This window comes from Brevundimonas sp. (assembly GCF_029946145.1).
Taxonomy (GTDB): domain Bacteria; phylum Pseudomonadota; class Alphaproteobacteria; order Caulobacterales; family Caulobacteraceae; genus Brevundimonas.
Map to the genome: position 1 here is coordinate 12,754 of NZ_JAQSDY010000029.1, position 18,691 is coordinate 31,444.

An 18,691-nucleotide genomic window follows, 5' to 3' on the forward strand; every position below is an offset into this window, starting at 1 on the left:
ATTGGGCATGTCGGCTTGTGATTGCGATGTATGACAATCTGCGAAAAGGGGTGGAGGGCAAGATAAAAGGGAGTTTTTGACGCTTCGCGTTTCTTCTATTCTGTCCGTGACTTAGCTGGGACGAATCTGCTCATCGGCGACTTGCGTTGAGTTGTCTTGCGGCGGAGGCCTTTTCCGGTGCTGTGAGGTGTCGAATGCTGATCCGCAACGCCATCGACGAGCGACTGTCTGCCGGATCTGGCCAGGACGCCGGCGGGCTTCGGTTGACCCTGCCGCTCTCCTTGAAAAAGGACCGCGCCGGGGTCCGGAAGGGGATGCTCCAACGGCTTGCGAGTTCACGCGCCTTTGCGCTCGGCGATCGCTCCGGCGTACTGAGGGCGGCCCAGAACCGGTCGGGTCGGGCCTTCCGCCTGGACGTCCGCCAGAAGGTAATCGTCAAAGCGCTGGTCTCGCGTCATGCCGGACGCGGCGCCGACCGGGCGGCGGCCCTGGCCAAGCACGTCGCCTATCTTGGCCGGTCAGGCGCGGGCCTGGAGAGCGAGCGGCCGGACTTTTTCGACCGGGAAACCGATGGGGTTCTGGCGGCGGTCGAGACCGACGGCTGGAGCGAGGACCGGCATCATTTCCGGTTCATCATCTCCCCCGAGCATGGCGAGCGCCTCGACCTGAAATCCTACGTCCGGGAGGTCATGGGACGGGTCTCGGCGGACCTCGGCGAACCAAACCTGAAATGGGTGGCGACCTGCCATTTCGACACCGACCAGCCCCACGCCCATGTGCTGGTTCGCGGGCGTCGCGAGGACGGCCGCGACCTGGTCATTCCCCGCGACTATATCGGCTACGGTTTCCGGGCGCGGGCGCAGGAGGTGGCACAGGAGCGGCTGGGGGATCTCTCCCGGGTCGAGGCCGAGCGACGTATCTGGAGGGAGACCGAGGCGGATCGCTTTACCGGTTTCGACAGGCGACTGATCGCGGCGGCCGACGGGGGCGGGATGGTCGATGATGGCGTGGGGATTACGGACGCCTGGGCCGCCTTGACCCGAGGCCGGCTCCGTCATCTGGAAGGGCTCGGCTTGGCGACGCGGATCGGTCGCCGCTACCACTTGAAGGACGATCTGGAGATGACCCTGCGGACGCTCCAGGTACGACGCGACATCATCCGCGCCCTGAATCAACGGCGCCTGGAAGGGGCTCGGGAGGTCAAGGCTCTCGGCCGAGACCCCGTGCGAGGCGTCGTCGTCAAGACAGGGTTCCACGACGAGGCCGGGGCCGCGCCTTTCGTCGTCGTTCGGGACGACACAGGCACAGAGCACTACGCCCGTCTGAGGACGGGCAGCGCGGCGCTGGAGGTCGGCAAACAGGCGACGGTGCAGCCGCTGTCCAACGGGCTGGCGCAGGTCATCCTGGGACGCGCCGCGGATCTGTCCCGATAGTGTTGGCGGCGTCCCGGCCTGAGGCTAGGTTGACCGCGCCCAGGTGGCCGTTGCGCATGTCCAAGCCGAAAGGCCAAAGGCGGCGCGTGTTTTTCAAGCATGTTCTCAACGCCCGGCGCGCCTCGCGGTGTCACGGACGTGGCGCGTTGCCGGGACCTGGCGGGCGAGTCATACCACAGTGGCGTGATTGACCGAATCGGCGTGCGCTTACGCTGATCGCTCAGGGGGACGATGCCGAATGGCGAGCGGAATCAGCGGCTCCACTATCAAGTCCTGGTTCCAGTATCGTTGCGAACGCAAGACCCGATACGAGATCATGGATCCCGAGGATCTCGCCGCGGTGCCCGTCGTGAAGGACGCGCGTGAAGAATCCTGGGCGATCCTGGGCATCGAGTTCGAGGACCGTGTTGTTTCGCGCCTCGCGAAAAAGACCGGAGTCCTTCAACCCAATGTTCCAAAAGAAGGTCTGCCGGAATGCATGGCCCTCGGCTTTCTCAAGGGGCTCGGGTCCGCGGAATACGCCGCCCAGGTCAACCTGCGGCCCCGTCAGACCGATCGGGTGCTCGGCCCTGGCAGCGACCTCCGGCTTCGGCACAGTTTCGCGGACCTGATCCGTAGGGACATGTCCGGCCCCCAACCGGTGTTCACGGTGATCGACATCAAGGCGACCCGGTCCGCCCGACCGTTCCACAAGACCCAGGTCGCCTACTACGTCCGGCTTCTGAGGGCCGTGCTCGACGAGATCGGGGCGGTGGGCAAGGTCGCCGACCATGGGGAGATCTGGCATATCGCCGAAGGAAGCGACGCCACGGGCAGCGACCATGATGTCGATCGGTTTCTTCTCGCCCCCTACCTCCGTCAGGTGGAGGACTTCTGCCTCAACACCCTGCCGGTCGTGGCGAGCAAGGTTGTCGCCGCCGGCAAGGACGAGACCTTCTTCCACGTCTATTTCAAGTGCGAGCAGTGCGCCTATCTTCCCCATTGTGAGCAATGGGTCTCTCCGGCCCGGCCGCCAGAGCGGAGGGATATATCCGCTGTCGCCGGCCTCTCCCACGAGGCGAAGCGCACCCTGACCGGCGTCGGCATACGGACGGTCGCAAGCCTCGCTGACGCCTCGCCGGGGATCGCCAAGATGGATGGAGCGGGCTGGTCGCTTTCGAGACGGGCCGAGACCCTCATCAACAGAGCCAAGGCCTTGCGGGAGGGCGCGATCGGCCGCGGCATCGATCCCCATAGTTTTCTGATGCCGCCAAGGGCCGATGTCGCCCTCTATCTGCTCGCCGACAATGACCCCGTGGACGATGGGCTGACCACGCTGGGCTACGCCTATGTCGAAGGCGGCGAGGCGAGGGAGATCATCGAGGTTCTGCCGACTTCAGATCGTCAGGCTGAAGCCGACGCCCTGGTCCGGATTTTCGCCGCGGTGGTCAGTGATCTGCAGGCCGTCGACGCCAGAAACGAGGCGACGGAGGCCGCCGGAGGGCAAGGCCTTCACGCCCATATCTTCCTCTATGAACCAAGCGAGGCGATTTCCCTTCAGAACGCCGTCGCCCGTCACCTGAAGGATCCGCGCGTGAGGGGCGGGCTGCTGAACATGGTTCGGCTTTTCCCGCCCGAGGAGATTGTTCCGGAGCCGGAGTTCCGGGGCATGCAGCATCTGCCTGCGACCGCCGTGCGAAGCGTGATGGAGCAGTTGTTCGCGATGCCGGTCACGGTCTCCTACGATCTCCGCCAGGTCAGCCAGGCCATCGCCCAAGCCCATCCCGAAGTCTCCGCCTATCGGCCGGAGAGCGGCTTCGAGCGGCCGTTTTCGGCCCTCCTCTCGCTGGAAGTCAGTCGCGCCCTGAGAGAGAACCGTAAGGGCCATCCCGGCGCTGCGGAGATCCGCGCGGATGTGTCCACCCGTCTCGCGGCCTTGCGAGGCGTCACGGACTGGCTTCGCGGCCAGCACGAGGCGCGTCTCGCGGCTGGCGAAGGACCGATGCTGCGGCTGAACAAGAAGCCGTTTCGTCTCCAGGAGAGTTTCGATCCCCTCGACGCCGGAGACCTCGATCATCTTCGCGCCTTCGAACTCCTCGAAAATCGTGCGGGAATGCTCGATACGCTCATCCGATTGGCGCAGCCCAAGGCGACCCGGCGGGATTCCGGCCGCGCCATGGGTCCCCTGACGCTCATCGATATTTCCAAACGGGCCCGGGTCGTGCAGATTCGGCTGGCGGTCCGCCGGGGCGAGGCGCAAGATGCGGACTTGGCGCCCGGAGGATATGGGATCGTCGCGAGCGACGGCGAACCGGACCTCATTCTCGATCCGCGTCTGTGGCGTGATCTGGCGTGCGATCTGTGCTCACCACGCCCCGGCGACAGCCCGGGCGAGATCAGGATCAACGTCTTCCGCCCCACGTTCGAGGCACCCCTCTTTCAGGAGGTTGTGCGACGGGCCGGACAGGATGGCTGGTGGCTGGACCAGACCTTCGTGGATCTGAATGCGGACAAGGCCGACGCCTTCCTCACCTTCCTGGGCGCGGGATTGGCCGCGTGACGGTCCGGGACGACATTCTGGAGTTCCTCAGGGCCCCGGCCGATTTTTCGGCGACGGTGCGCGACCCCGACGTCTGGGCGGCGGGACTGACCGACTTCGCCAAGCCGTCCATCCTGAAAAACGACGACCGACCGTTACGGGCGGCCCAGGAGGCGGCCTGGATGGGGCTGGCGCACTCGAGAGCGGGACTGGTGCTGGGACCGCCCGGAACGGGCAAGACGCACCTGCTGTCGTGGCTCATCGCCGCCTATGCCCTGTCGCGCCAGGCCTCGGATCTGACCGCTCGGACCTTCGTGAGCGCCTTCACCCGAAACGCCGCGGCCAATGTTCTCGAAGGCGTAGTCAAACGACAGGCAACCCACGATCCGGACGCGCCGCCGCCGCTGTATTTCGGCGCACCGCCGGCGGGAGGGATCGCGGACGGCATCACGGTCCTCGGGCGCGGCGACGAGGCCGAGGTTTTCCGACAGATCGCCACGGGCAGGGTGGTCGTGGGCGGCACCATCTGGTCGCTATACCGGCTTCTTTCCCATCCGGACGCGCCGGGGGGCGGGGGCCGAACCGCGCCGCTGTTCGACCTCGTCTGCATCGATGAGGCGTCGCAACTCGTCCTCGGCCAAGGCCTCATGGCGCTCGCGGGCATGGCTCCGGGCTGTCGTGTCGTGGTGGCCGGCGACGACCGTCAGCTGCCGCCCATTCGAGCCGCGCGCGCAACGCCGCAGACGGGTCGGGATCTGGGCGGGTCCTTGTACGCCTTCCTCAAATCGGCGGGGGTCCGAGAGTTCAAGCTCGAGGAAACCTTCCGCCTGAACAGCCCTCTCACCGAGTTCGCCCGCGACCAGTTCTACGACAAGACCTATGTGTCCGCGGCCCCGGACCAGAGGCTCAGTCTCGCGGCGAACTGGTCAGACGGTCTGGACGCTATCGCGAGAGCCGCGCTCGACCCCGAGTTTCCGATCGTCGTCCTGCTGCACGACGGTCCCTCCGCCTCGATCTCCAATCCGTTCGAAGCCGCCTTGGCCGCGCGTCTGGCGGAGGCGCTGTCGGAGCGTGTTGTGGACGCGGCGGGCGACGTGTTGACGCCTCAGACCTTCTGGACCGACAGCCTGGCGGTGGTCAGTCCCCACCGGGCCCAGAACGCCGCGATCCGGGCCGCCCTGCCGCCTCGTCTCAAGCCCGCGGCCTTCGTCGAAACCGTCGATCGCATCCAGGGCAAGGAGCGCGACGCCGTCATCCTGTCCTACTGCGTCGCCGACGCCGAGTTCGCCTTGGCCGAGGGCGAGTTCATCTTCTCCTCCGAGCGGCTGAATGTCGCCACGACCCGCGCCCGGTCCAAGCTGATTGTGCTGATCAGTCGCCGCCTGGTCGATGTCGCGCCGGCGGACCAGGAGATCGTCGACAAGGTCGAGATCCTGCGGCGCTTCGTCTTCGACTGCACCTCTCAAGGCAGGGTATCGGCGGACGGTCCCAACGGTCGCACCATCAATATCGAGATTCTCACCAAGGGCTTCGAAGGCGGTGAGGCGACGCTTGACGTCACGATCACGGAGACGCCCATCGAGAGCGGCCTGGCCTTCACTGACGATCTCGAGCGGGTGCTCGCCGGCATACGGGATGTCTCCACCCGAGGCGGCTTCGGAAGCGCCATGCTCAGCAAGGTTCGCAAGGCGCTGGCGCTGCCGCACGAGCCTTTCGACGAGGCCCGACGCCTCCATCTTCTGGGGTGGATTTCCCTGCAGCACCGCCCCGGGAAGTTCGGGCCATTCTGGACGGCGCGACCGTTCGAGGCGCCTCGGCGGGTCTATCCGGTCGATGAACCCGAGGTCAGAAATCGACTTCCCAATATCGTGCGAGACGCTCGAAGCGGGAAATACGCCTTCTACGATCAGGTTCGGGATCGCTTCGGTTGGATGTCTCCGGGCGGCCAGGACGAATTGTTGCCCCTCCTTCACCGCCTCGAGGCCGAAGGCGTCCTTCACCTGCGCCCCGTGAATGACAGCCTCACGGTGGAGATGGCGGGGGTCGCCGCCTCAGTGGAGATGGAAACGCCCGCTCCGGCGCCGGTGCTGCTCGACGACGACTTTGTGCTCCTCAATGCGCTCGAGTCCTTCGAAGCCCACCGGATCAATTTCGGCGTCTTCGACGGCTGGACCTCCGTGGTCGAGTTGGCCGACCGGGCGAACCTGACTTTGGAAGGGGCGACGGAAGCCCTCTCTCGCCTCGAACAGAACGGTCATCTGATGTTGATCGAGGGCAACCGCATCCGGTCCCGCATGGCCCAACTGGCTCGCGAGTTGCGTCATGTGAAGCAACGGTTCCGCTCGGATGATGCGGCCCGGCGGCCGTATCTGACCCGAAACGTCAAGGTCGAGTTGCGGAATCGCGACAAACCCACGCGCGACCTCCCGCTCGGCGACGTCTTCGAGGCGGCCTCCGCCGGCAGGGATCCTGCGTTGCAGCAGGCGCTCGTCGGTCTTCAACAGACCCTCGAACGCATGTGGGGCCCAACGGCGGCTCTGGCGGGATTTCAATCCCGAGGACTGTCGATGATCCTAGATGCGTGGCAGGCCAAGGGCCACACGAACCTGGCCATCGCCGCCGACACCGGGTCCGGCAAGACGGAGGCAGCGGTCCTGCCGATCATCGCGGCCGCCTTGGCGGATCACCTGACCGGCGTCAAAGGCGTCCGGGCCATCCTGGCCTATCCCCGGATAAGGCTGGCGGCCAACCAGGCGCAACGTCTCGCCGAGTATCTCGCGGCCTGTGCGGAAATGCCCGGACTGCCTCTTCTGACCCTGGGCCTTCAGGTCGGCGCGGTCCCTCAAAGTTTCGACAACCTGCACCCGGAGCGGAACTCGGACTGGAAGCCGGCCGGTCCGGACAGCTTCGTCTTCCCGTTCTTCAACTGCCCCCGATGCGGCGGGATCCTCACGCTCAGGGTGGCGCAAGGCGTGGAGGGCGCCGACGCCCTGGTCTGCTCAGACGGCGATTGGCGCTATGACGGATGGGTCGGCTCCAAGGAGGCGCTCAAGGCGCGTCCGCCGGCCCTCTTCCTGCCGACGACCGACAGCCTGCATCAATGGATGCACAATCCCGCCTACGGACGTCTCTTCGGAGACGACCCCGGCTATGCCGCCCCGCGCCTGCTGCTGGCGGATGAGATCCACCTCTATACCCACATTCACGGATCGCAGGTCGGCTGGTCCTTGCGGCGGCTCGCGGGTCGTGTCGCGGAGAACGCGGGTCCGGGAATGGCCCCCATGGTGAATGTCGGAATGAGCGCGACGATCGGCGATCCGGCGGCGGCCTGGGGCCGGCTGATCGGTCAATCATCTGTCGCGGTTATCCGGCCGACTCCAAAGGAGACCGAGACCAATCCTCGGGGTCGGGAATATTTCTATTTCATCCAGCCCGAGATCGAGTCGCGAGGAAGCGACATCAGCGGATCTTCGACAACCATCCAGAGCCTTATGTGTCTGGGGCATGGCGTCAGACGGCGGACGGGGCGCGACGGGGGCTTCCGCTCGCTGGTCTTCTTCGATTCGATCGACAAGATGCGGCGGCTCCATGGAGCCTATGTCGATGCCGAAGAGGGGCTCGAACTCGCCGCCTATCGGACGGTCGATTATGGCGACGACCCAAGGGGTCAGCCTCAGCGCGAATGCTGTCGAGATCCCATCGGCTGCGATCGCTTCACCGACGGCGAGTGCTGGTGGTTCGCCGCCACGGATCAGAGACAGCGAGGGGCCCAGGGCAGCTTGCCCCCGGGGCAGCCTCTCCGGGTGGCGCGCAGTCCAATCTATTCGGGCACGAGCAGCGAAGCCGAGGCCCTCGTCAAAGGCGCGGACGTCGTGTTCGCAACGTCGTCGCTGGAAGTGGGCTATGACGATCCGGACATCACTCTGGTCTACCAGCACTACGCCCCGCTCAACATGGCGAGCTTCGTTCAGCGCAAGGGCCGAGGGGGGCGAGGCGCGGATGATCGTCCGACCACCGCCGTGACGCTGTCGCTCTACTCGCCGCGCGATTCCTGGTGGTTCAGGCGACCCCACGAAATGGTGTCGCCCGCCGGATTCGACGCGCCGCTGAACCCCGACAACACCTTCGTCAAACGAGGACAGGCGCTGACGGCGTTGTTGGATGGTCTGGCGCGATGGGAGCGTCAGAACGGGACGTCCGCCTTCGGCCCGGGCGGCGGGGTGAGAGCGCCGGCCCTGGCGGACGCGCAACGTCTCGCTCAAAAGGTCCTAGGGGCTGACGTCTGGTCGATCTTCGACGCCGAAGACGCCGGAGCGTTCCTCGGATCGGCGCTCGACGCCGCTCCGGGGGGCGACCTCGATCTGCCCAGACTTCGTGAGCGATTGGCCTGGGCCCCGAACGCGCTGTTCGACAGCATCAACCTTCCCACGGTGAACGTTATCGGGCCCGAGGTGCTGGGCGGCGCGCGTCAGGACGTGAGTCTGGCGCTGGCGACCGTGGCTCCAGGGAACGCCACGCGACGGTACAATGCCGCGAGCCTCCACTGGCGGACGCCTTGGTCGGGCCCGGGGCCCTGGTTTGCGTCCGATGACTATGAGGTTGCCGACTACCGGTCCTTGGCGCTTACGACGGACGCCGTGCTTGAGCAGTTGCCGCTCGAAGCCAGGCCGGGCCTCGCGGGCCTCGCGACCAGCCTCTGTCGGCCGACCCAGGTGCGCCTCGACAAGGTCGGGCGAATGGCCGGCTCCCATTGGACGCCGGAAGCAGGCTATCGGGCAGGCCTGTCGGCGCCTATCGGGCCGCTGACCGACGGACGCGAGCCCCTCGGCCACGAGAGTCGAGGAAGCCTCCGCGGCTTTGTCCTGATCGATGCAGAGCCGGGGGCCGGCGCAGCCCTCGAACCCGCGCTGTCGGGAGCGACGGTGGAGCTCTACACCGGAGACGCCCTTGGTCGTCAGGGTGCCGGCCTTCGCGCGGCCCGCGTCTATTGGGGGGCGGATGTCACCCTCAAGTTCGACGATCGGGAGGTTGAGCCCGTCGCGCTGTCCCAGACCTTCATCCATCCGGGAACGCGTCAACCTCAACTGCATGGCTTCCAGGTGGAGACCGAGGGGTTGAGGCTCGCATTCGACTCCGCCGCGCTCGATGCGTTCGTGGAGGGTCACGACCTGAAGACCACGGCGGAAGATCGCCTATGGTGGCGTCGGCAAGCGGTCCGGTTCGCGGTGGAGTCGCAAGGCCGAAGCGCCGGCCTGAACAGTTACGAAGCCGAGCGGGGCGCCCAGTTGATCGCCGCCCTGACCGAGACCCCGGAGCTCAAGACCCGCCTTCTCCGCACGACCCGGTTCTGGGCGACCGACCGTCTCGAGGCCTTGTTCGAAGAGGCGCGACTCCAGACTTTCGCCCATCACCCGCTGATGACCGCGACCCGGGTCCAGCGGGCGGCTGAAGCCTTCAGCAGCGACGCGATGCGAGCCGTCGTCATCGCGGTTCTCAGGGACAGCGACGATCCCGAGGCGGGCAAGCGCCATCTGAGAAGCATGGTGCTCCACGGCTTGGCGATCCGGCTGAAACATCTCGTAGCCCATATCGGACAGGGCGATGATCGCCGCCTGCTCGCCCACGTCCGGCTTCCGGTTCAGTTCGGCGACACGGACGACGTCATCACCGTGTGCGAGGCCGGCGCGCACGGCGACGGAACCGTCCGGGCGGTCGCGGACGCGTGGGACCGCGTGCGCGCGCTGTGGAACGAGGGTTTCGCGGCCTTCTGTCCGAACGCGGAGGAGGATGCCGCGGTCGAACGCTTCTGGACCCTGTCCTCCAGCCATGTGGCGTGGAGGGCGCTGGATCGGCGCGACCCGCGGCGTATGGCCGAGATCGGGGCGGCGATCGGTCGCTCCGGCTCTCCGCCACCGTCGGCCGTGCTCCGCATCCTCTTCGATATCGAGGCGGTGTCGGCCGAACCCATGGCGCTCTACGATCTCGCCTGCGAGATCCGCGCCGTACAGGCGGGACTGAGGGAGCGCCTGGGGCGCAAGCCGCACGATTGGGAGATCGCGGGCGCTTCGGTTCTGGAAGCCCAGTCGGGCGCCGCGCCCGTTCTCGCGCGCCTCTATGCGGCCTATCAGACGCTTGATGATCTGGGAGACGGCGGATTCAGCGCGGAAGCCCGCCTCGCCGATCAGGTCAATCGGCTCGCGGCACCTCTGTGCGTCGACGGCTGTCGCGCCTGCGTCCACCAGTCGAGCGACCTGATGAGCGATACCCTCGTGCAAAGCAGCGTCAGTCGGACCGCTGTGGCGGCGTTCCTGGGAGGCTAGCTAGAGCAATCGGTCACTGAGTTGAATCAAATGTGATGTCGCTTGGGATTCCCATCGGCACCGAACCATGAGTCCATCAGGTCGTCACAGGAGGCGATGATGGGCAAGGCACGTTCGGACGATCTTCGGGAGCGGGTGGTGGCGGCTGTTGCGGCGGGGATGTCGCGACGGCAGGCGGCGGCGCGTTTCCAGGTGGGGGTCTCCTCGGCGATCCGCTGGGTGACGCTGAAGGCGGAGACGGGTGGCATCGGCCAGCGGCCTCGGGGCGGCAAGCCGAGATCGCCGTTGACGCCGCACACGGACTGGCTGGTGGCGCTGATCGTTGCGGAGAACGACCTGACGCTGGCGCAGATCGGGCGGCGGCTGCTGGACGAGCGAGGTGTTCGGACCAACGAGGCCTCGATCCGGCGGTTCTTCAAACGCAACCGGATCACCGTCAAAAAAAACACTGCACGCCGGCGAGCAGACGCGGCCAGACGTGGCCGAGGCCCGCGCTTTGTGGAAGGCCAACCAACCCCATCTTGATCCGAAGCGGCTGGTCTTCATCGATGAGACGGGGGCCAACACCAAGATGGTCCGGACCTACGCCCGCGCTCCCAGAGGTCAGCGCGCCCTGGCCCGCCAGCCGTTCGGTCACTGGAAGACGACCACCTTCACCGCCGCCCTGCGTCACGATGGCCTGACAGCGCCCTTCCTGCTCGACGGGCCGATGAATCGGGAGGCCTTCCTCGTCTACATCGACAAGGTGCTCGGCCCGACGCTCAAGCCCGGCGACATCGTCGTCATGGACAACCTGCCGGCCCACAAGGGCGATGAGGTCCGGCGCAGGATCGAGGCCTGGCAGGCCAGACGAATGCTGCTGCCGCCCTACTCGCCCGACCTCAACCCCATCGAGTTGGCCTTCTCCAAGTTCAAGACCCTCCTGCGAAGCGCAGGCGAGCGAACCGTGGACGCCCTATGGGACCGGATCGCTGAGGTCATCAAAGCCTTCACGCCAAGCGAATGCGCCAACTACTTCCGCCACGACGGCTACGCACCAACTTGAGCGACGAATGGTCTAGGCGGGCAGAACGTCGAACCGGTCCAGGGCGTCGTTGGCCCTTAGCCATTCCCAGACTTCCGCCGTGATCAACGCCAAGGTCGCGCGATGTTCCGCCAGGGCGTTCAGGAATTCCCCCACGTCGCCGGCGCCGATCGCCGCCGTTCGTTCTTCCTGAAGTGCGTCATATTCAAGCTTCTGGCGCCGGATCAGGGTCGGGAGGTCCGTCGTCGCCACCTGATCCTGGGGAAGGATCGCCTTCTGGCCGAAGGCGGTGAGCCGGGCACCCAGATCCGAGGTCGCCGCGATGCCGCCCAGCAGTTGGCCGTAGGTGATCAAGGGATGGTAGCGGTCCTGCGCCACCATCCTGATCCTCGACCTCACGGACCGATCCAGCCCCGCGACCGCGGGCAGGAATTCTCGTTCGTAGGCCCAGAGGGACTCTCGCAGCGCCGTTTCATCCTGGGCTTCGGACAGGCTCTCTCCCACATCGGTGGCGGTGCGCCGGGCGGTGTCCACGACGTGTTGGGCGTCGCCCTGGCCGACGAAGCCGATAAAGTCCGCCACCTCGAGAAGCGCTTCCAGCCGCGCGGTCTGTTGACCGGAGGTTTTCAGCTTCTCGCTGGCCTGATTGAGGCTGTCGCCGAGGCGCCTGCGGGCGACCGCGTCGGGCAGCACATCCAGCAGGGTCTCGAGGTCCGCCAGGCGATCGCTCATTCCTCCACTCCTCGACCGGCGGTCGCCGCCGCAGCGATAGCGTGCCCGGTCTTCTGGATTTCCGTCAAGGACGCCGCCCCCGCGGCATCCCGGACGCAGGCGGCGGCGTGTTCGTGGAACAGGTCCACGAGTCGTTCTCCGTCCTGGCACAGGGTGTTGACGTCATCCAACGCCCGCGCCGGGGTGCGCGCCAGCCAACCGAGCCGCTTTGACAAGGCGGCCGGCACGACGGCCTCGGCGTCTTCCATATCGAGAAGCCAGTCCTCCATCGGTTCAAGCACCTCGGCGTCCAGTCGCCCTGCGCTCTTCAGTCGGTCGAACGTCGCCTTGAACGCCGAGATGCGCTCCGTCCCGACGGCGGGCAGAAGGATGGAGACGGGCGATATCGCCGCATCCAGGCGTTTGAGATGGTCCGCGATGGATCGCCCTCGGAGAAGCTCCATCAGATTGGCTCCCCTGTTCTTCAACTGAGCCAGTTCGGTTCTGTCGATCTGGCCGCCTTTTTCTTTCCAGATCCCGAGCAGCTCGATCGTCTTGCCGAACTCGTCGGGCATGCTGCAGTCGCCCTGCGGCGGGGCGTCGGCCGATCCGGTGGAGACGAGGCGCGCCAGGGCGGGCGCTACGTCGCTGACGTCCGTCAAACCGTGGGTGGGGATTCCGTCGCCCGTCGCGAGAGGCAGGGCGATCAGCGCGCGCAGTTCGGCGCGCAATCGGGTGTGGAATTTGTCCGTGGCGGTCAGCCATTCCTGCCAAGGGAGGCATCGCGCCCGAAGGTCGCTGGTCGGATCCTGCTCGTCGCTGAGGATGTCGCGGAGTTGCTCCCAGAGCGGCGCCTCGGGCGACACCGACCCTCGAAGCCAGCCGCGAAGAAGCAGGATCTGGGCGATCGACCCGGCGGGCCGCCAGAGTTCGCCATCCGCCGTGGTCGGCACGCGTCTTGTGATGAAGGCGGCTGCGATCTGCTCGAGCCGGCCCATGAAGGCGGCCAGGTTTCGGCGATGGAAGTCCGCATCGCCCGCAGAGAGCGTCTTGTCCCACCCGAGTGCGAGATAGGCCTCCAGGCCGTCCAGAGCCCAAGCCTCGCGGGGAAGGATCAGGTAGTCTCGCGCGCCGGAGGTCGTGCCTTCGAGCTTCACCCGTTCCGCGGTGACGAGCCTCGCGAAAAGCGCCGGGGGCAGATTGATCCGCCTGGAATCCAGCCGAGACACGATCTCGTAAAGCAGGGTGTTCCAGCGGCTCGCGGTTTCGATCCGCTCGCTCGCCGCCCAGGCGCGGGCGCTGTCGCGCAGGATGTCGAACTCAGACGCCTTGACCGAGGCGCGTTTCGGCTTGGGGATGGAGACGGTCGGGCGAACCGGGCGAGCCAACAGCGATGTCGCGGGACCTTGCTCGGGCGCGTCGGCCACCTCCAGCGGAACGTCCGCGACCGGTTCGATGGCGGGGGCGGCGTCTTCCGCCGGCGCCGCGCCGGCGACATCTTGGCCCAGCCAGGGAAGCCGGAGCGCGTCGAAAAGACTCTTCGGCGCGGTGGCGAAAGCCAGTTCGCCGTCCCGTTCGGTGGTGTCGGCGCGGTCGGGGTCCGCCCAATAGGCCAACAGTCGCCGCATCCGGGCTTGTTCGACCGGATCTTCGATCTTGTTGGAGACGATCTGGTTGAGCCGGCGCGACAAGGCTCGGTCCGACCGGCGGTCCTCCTTGAAGGCGGTCGGCTCTATGTGCCGTGGCGGAAACCGGCCTTCCGCCAGGGCGTCGGGCTGGGAGAGGGAGGGATTGAGGATCGCCTGCAGCATGCCGCGCGGCGTCTTCCAGGTCTGTCCCCCGTCATTCTCCTTCAAGGCCTCGAACATGTTGTCGATGGCCGTGGGCGTCAGCGGGAACAACCCGATATCGCCTTCCTGACCGAAGGTGGCGAAACAGCTGTCCCGATGCGGGCAAGGATCGCAGCGATTGGGCGGCGCCAAGCTGTCGTCGTTGGCGAACTCACGTCTCCAGCCGTTGAGCCGCACCTCGCCCGCCCGTACGGCGGACAGGTAGCGGGCGAGAAACTGGCGGCGTCCCCGGGGGTCCCGCAGGGTCGCGACGTCCTGCAAGCCGCCATCGGCCTCGCCGAGCCGGATTTCGTGGGTGATCCGCTGCTTGAAGTTCGGCTGAAGCTTGTCGTAGTAGGCTGGCGTCACCCCCACGACGGAGATCAGCGGGCAGACGTCCACCTCGTCTTCATCGCCCCTGGCGTCGGCGTTGAAGGTCAGGACGTCGATCAGGCTGTCGTCCAGACCTTCCCAGGACGTGATGTCTTCCAGGAGCAGAACAAGCCTCTGGCCGCGTTGCGCGAGCGCCTGGCGAACGCTCCGAAAAAGGGTTTTCAGACCCTCCGCCGAAACGCCCAGCACATTCTGGATCGCGTCGTTCTTGCGCCGGTTGAGAACCTTCAGAAAGGCGATGCTCGTCCGAAGCCGGCCCTGCGCCTCAATGTCGGCCGCCAGTTCGTCGGCGAGCCAGCCCTCGGCGCGGTAGGCCGCGATCGTCTCGCCTTCCCGGACCAGACGTCGGGCGAGTTCCTCGGCCTTGCCCGAGACGCCGCTGTTGTAGATGACGCCCAACAGGTCCGCGAGCGCCTCGATGTCGAACAGGTCGAAAGTCGCCGACGCCGAGTTCCGCTCGCCCTTGGCTCCCTCCAGGAGGCCGAGGATGCGGGCGGGGCTGGCCCATCGGCCCTTGATCCTGGCGTGGCCGAGGATCTCGGCGGGGGCGAAGTCCTGGCACCATTGTTCGTCGTCGAGGGGAGGATCGTAGTGGCCCACCTCGAGGGTGTTGGCGAGCGTGCTCAGGAAGATGTTCGCCCGGCCTTGGGACGAGGCCTTCTGACGCTTGCCCAAGGTGTCGAACAGCGGGGCGAACTCTTCCGGGAGCCGCGCCTTCAACTGCGTCAGCGCGCCTTCCAGACTCCCGTCCGCGCGCCGGAGAAGAAGTTTGACGTCCTCGCCCCGGGGCCAGTTGATCGACAACCATCGGATGATGTGTGACTTGCCCGATCCGGGCTCGCCCTGCACCACGCAAAAGGCGTGGGTGCGGTTGGCGTCGGACAGCGACATCAGAACGGAACGCTCATCCAGAGCGGCGAACTCGCCGGCGTCTCTGCCCGCCACATCGAACCCCTCGATGGGCGTATGGGTCGCCAGGAAGATGGCGTCATCGCCTTCAAGCGCCTCGGTGACGAAGATCGCCTTGGCGTCCTCGGCCTGCCAACAGGCGTCCATGGCCAAACTCATCAGCGGGTCTCCTCGCCGATCATGACGGCGTCGAACGCAACGGGACCGTCGCCCTCCGTCTCGAACAGCTTGTACACACCGGCGCTGTCCCCGGAGACCAGCAACTGGACGAGACCCTGCTGATGCAGTCCGTGAAGGGCGATGCTCAGAAGCGGGCTGATCCGCCGCGGCGCAGGCGTGTGATTGGTCTGATTGCTCAACCGGGTGAACAGCCGGCCGCCGTCCAGGAAGGGCAGGCGGCGTGCGATGATCTCAAGAAACACCGGCGCCGAAAGGCGCTGGCCGGGCTCGATTGCTTCCCGGACGATCTCGCGCGCCAACCTACGGCTGGGATCGAGGTAGTCCTGGGCGCTCGCGAAAGGCAGCGACGCGGAGAGTCCGAGGAACGCCATCCATCTCCGCCATGCGACCCATTTGGTGGGATTCATGGCCGAACCGGACGCCCCCTCCTCGACGAGCACCGTGTTGATGCGATCCGCGACCTCGGATCCCTTGAGATCGAAAAGCCAGGCCAGGTCCTGCAGGCGATCCGCCTCGATCGCGACCCAGGCATAGGAGTCGAGGAGAGGCGCGTCCGTATCACCCGCGGCCCGTCCGCAGAGTTCGTCATAGACGACGTCGGCCATTTCCATGGCGGACCGGGAGAGCAACTCGGGGGCCAGCACGACCTCCTTGCCGTTGAGTTGCAAAAGCCCGAGGCTCGACGCCGCGCCATAGGTATCGTTGGCGAGACTGTCCTTGACCTTGTTGCTCTCGCCATCGACGAGATAACCGGGATTGAACAGACCATCGAGCAGGGCGCGCTCCGTGCGACCGCCGAGGGCGTCCAGGCCCGCGACGAGCGACCAGACCCGCTCCGGCGACCCGTTGGGGCTCGAAAGAACGCTCATGACACCACCTCAGGCTCGCCGACGACATCTTCAAAAGCGGCCTCAGGCAAGGGCGCATGACGAGAGACCATCTGGTCCAGTCGACGACCGAACAGCGAGCGACCGCCACGATCGATGACACACCAGGTCGTTTCCGGCCATTGCGAACTCCAGGCGGCGACATCGCGGACCTGGTCCAGGGCGACGCCATCGTCCGCGTCTAGGATGATCGCCGTGGACAATCGCGCCGGTCGCCCCGAGCCGGAGAGGTCGCGGGTCGAGAGAAGCAGGGCGAGGCCCGACGTCTCGGCGAGAAGCGCCGCGGCGCGGTTGGCCAGTCGCGCCGGCACGACGAACTGTTCGAACCCCGCCGATGTCAAACGTCGCAACAGGCCTGGCAGGCCGCGGTCGTAGTCCGGGTCCGCGGGTTCCAGAAGCAGGACGCCGGCGGGATGGCCGGCCAGGGGCCGCGCCCCCACGTCCCAAAAGCGTTCAAGGCCCGCGCAATGCAGGCGCACGGGCGGCGAAGCGCCTGCCGCCCGGCAGGCCGGGCATCGGCCGCACGGCGGCGCCAGGGCGAGGGGTTCGATGAGTTCGAACGCCGCCCTCGTCACGCAGGTCTTGGCGGGAGCCGTCATCATGGCCTCGAAGGGCGTCAACTCAGCCCGGATCTGTCGCAGTTCAGCATCGCGCACCGCATAGATCCGGTCCCAGACGTCCGTTTCGGCCGGGTCGGAAAGGGTCGCCTCCGTCAGTTCGACCCTCCAGGTCACGCCCGGGGCGTCGGACTGGCTGGATACGGACATGACCTGAATGCCGTTCGCGCGCTGCATGAGCGTCAAAAGGGCGCGATTCCAGGCCCGGTTATAGTCGCTGCTCAGTGGGGCGAGGCCGACGCGAATGGCGTCCAGATCAAGGGTCAGTTGTCGCTTGCCGCCGATCCACTCCGATTGGCTGGCCTGTTCGAGCATGGCCTCCCAGCGAGGCACCGCGATCTCGCGCGTCAGCAAGCCGTTCGTCGCCAGGCCGAAGGCCATCGAGGCGTCGCTCTTTTTGAAGCCACTCGTGAACAGGCAGACCGCGAGGCCCTGGCCCCCGTCCCGGGCCGCCCGTCCGATCTCCTGGTACCAGCGGGCCGCGCTCTCCGGCAGGCAGGCATGGATGACGGTCCGGACGTCGCCCTTGTCGATCCCCAGGCCGAAGGCCGAGGTCGCGACGACGAGATCGAGCGCATCGGCGGCCCAGGCGTCGATGATCCGCGTCCGCTCCGCGCCGGTGGTCTCCCCCGTGAACAGCGCGATCCGCGCGTGCCCTCCGTCGCCGGTAAGCCGCTTGAAACAGGACTTCGCCGCCTCGACCTCCGTCAAATAGACAATGGCGGGCCGCGGCACCCGGTCGATCACCCGCCAAAGCTGCTCGTCCCTGTCCTCTGCGCGCTCGAACGGCGCGATGACGACGTCGTGGTCGTAGCGGGGCAATTGCGCGTCGACTTCGAGCCAAGACCCCCCGAGGCGCCATCCGGCCTCCAGCACCCTGCGGGCGCTTGGAGGCAGCGTCGCCGAAAGAAGCACCGCGCGAAGGGCGGGGTTCGCGACGCGCAATCGCGCCAACAGGGACGGCAGGCGTTGAAAATCGGGCCGGAAGTTTCGGCCCCAACTCTCGATGATGTGGGCCTCATCGACGAACAGGTGGGTCAGCCGACCGTCGAGACCCGGCAGGCGCGCGGTGGGGGAGGCGCATTCGGCGAGATAGTCGGCGAGCGCCGGGCTCAACGCCTTCTCGGGCGACAGCAGAAGCACCGGCACTTCGCCGCGGCGGAAGGCGTCGATGATGGCGGCGCTTTCGGCCACCCCCGTGTCGCTGGTCAAGGCCCGGCTGCCCTCGAGACCCGGCACGGCGGCAAGGCTTCGGGCATGGTCGAGGGCCAGGGCGATCGTCGGGGTGATGACGAGGACGCAGACGCCGGGATCACGCCGCCGCCCTTCCAGGGCCGCGATCTGGAACAGCAGACTCTTGCCGGAGCCCGTCGGCATGCTGACCATCAGACCTGACCCGTCGGGTTGGGTCAGCATCGCTCTGACCGAGGCCTTCTGCGCCGCATGCCGATAGGCTTTGTGCTGGCTGGATCGGATCAAAACGCCATCTGGCGCCGCGGCTTCGAACGCCTGCCGGTTCCTCTGGTCGAGCGTGAGGGCCTCCGCGAGACCATCCAGGGCCAAGGCTTCGCTCACCAGCCGGACATGGCCCGCACCACTTCGGGCCAGACCGAAGCGGCCGAGTTGGCCCTCGTCTTCCTGGGTGAGCGTCACGCCCTCCGAGGCGATATCGAGCAGACCGTCGCACAGTCTGACCCAGGACCGGAGAAGCGCAGCGCGGTCCGCGGGCGCGCAAGCTTCAAGCAAGGCGGTGCGACATCTCGCTCGGCTCGCCGTCAGCCACGACGTCTCGCCGACGTCGAGAACCTCGCGGCCCGGCATATCCGGACTCATTGCGTCACCCCCCATTGGAGACACGCTCTATTGGAAG

8 protein-coding genes are annotated in these 18,691 nt (G+C 66.7%); 4 read left to right on the top strand and 4 right to left on the bottom strand.

The window, feature by feature from the left end; all coding sequences use genetic code 11:
- The first annotated feature begins 194 nt into the window (after nt 1-194).
- From PSV23_RS15690 to PSV23_RS15705, 4 genes are all read left to right on the top strand, one after another.
- The gene (locus PSV23_RS15690; RefSeq protein WP_300470834.1) at nt 195-1,433 is read left to right on the top strand and encodes a DUF3363 domain-containing protein; all 1,239 of its coding nucleotides are present in this window, start codon (nt 195-197) and stop codon (nt 1,431-1,433) included.
- Between the two features lie 238 nt (nt 1,434-1,671).
- On the top strand, nt 1,672-3,972 hold the full coding sequence (locus PSV23_RS15695) for a hypothetical protein (RefSeq protein WP_300470837.1): 2,301 nt from the start codon (nt 1,672-1,674) through the stop codon (nt 3,970-3,972).
- Nucleotides 3,969-10,271: an AAA domain-containing protein gene (locus PSV23_RS15700; RefSeq protein WP_300470839.1), complete on the top strand. Its 6,303-nt coding sequence runs from the start codon at nt 3,969-3,971 to the stop codon at nt 10,269-10,271. Before PSV23_RS15695 ends, PSV23_RS15700 begins: the two co-directional genes overlap by 4 nt.
- 99 nt (nt 10,272-10,370) lie before the next feature.
- Nucleotides 10,371-11,316 (top strand): IS630 family transposase gene (locus PSV23_RS15705; RefSeq protein WP_370461094.1). Its coding sequence is split into 2 segments (ribosomal slippage): nt 10,371-10,723 and nt 10,722-11,316, totalling 948 coding nucleotides; the frame shifts between segments, so codons are not numbered across the junction.
- A 12-nt stretch (nt 11,317-11,328) separates the two neighbouring features.
- Here the strand turns inward: PSV23_RS15705 and PSV23_RS15710 are convergent.
- The 4 genes from PSV23_RS15710 to PSV23_RS15725 are packed head-to-tail and all read right to left on the bottom strand — an operon-like array spanning nt 11,329 to nt 18,654.
- Complete coding sequence (locus PSV23_RS15710; protein WP_300470845.1) at nt 11,329-12,027, bottom strand: hypothetical protein; 699 nt, start codon at nt 12,025-12,027, stop codon at nt 11,329-11,331.
- Nucleotides 12,024-15,296 (bottom strand): hypothetical protein, encoded by a 3,273-nt coding sequence (locus tag PSV23_RS15715; protein WP_300470847.1) that lies wholly within the window; start codon nt 15,294-15,296, stop codon nt 12,024-12,026. The genes PSV23_RS15710 and PSV23_RS15715 overlap by 4 nt, the downstream gene beginning before the upstream one ends.
- Nucleotides 15,296-16,186 carry a hypothetical protein gene (locus PSV23_RS15720; protein WP_300470849.1) on the bottom strand — a complete coding sequence of 297 codons (891 nt, stop codon included), beginning with the start codon at nt 16,184-16,186 and terminating at the stop codon, nt 15,296-15,298. The genes PSV23_RS15715 and PSV23_RS15720 overlap by 1 nt, the downstream gene beginning before the upstream one ends.
- Entirely contained in the window at nt 16,183-18,654 is a 2,472-nt protein-coding gene (locus PSV23_RS15725; RefSeq protein ID WP_300470851.1) for a DEAD/DEAH box helicase, read from the bottom strand. Before PSV23_RS15725 ends, PSV23_RS15720 begins: the two co-directional genes overlap by 4 nt.
- Nucleotides 18,655-18,691: the final 37 nt, after the last annotated feature.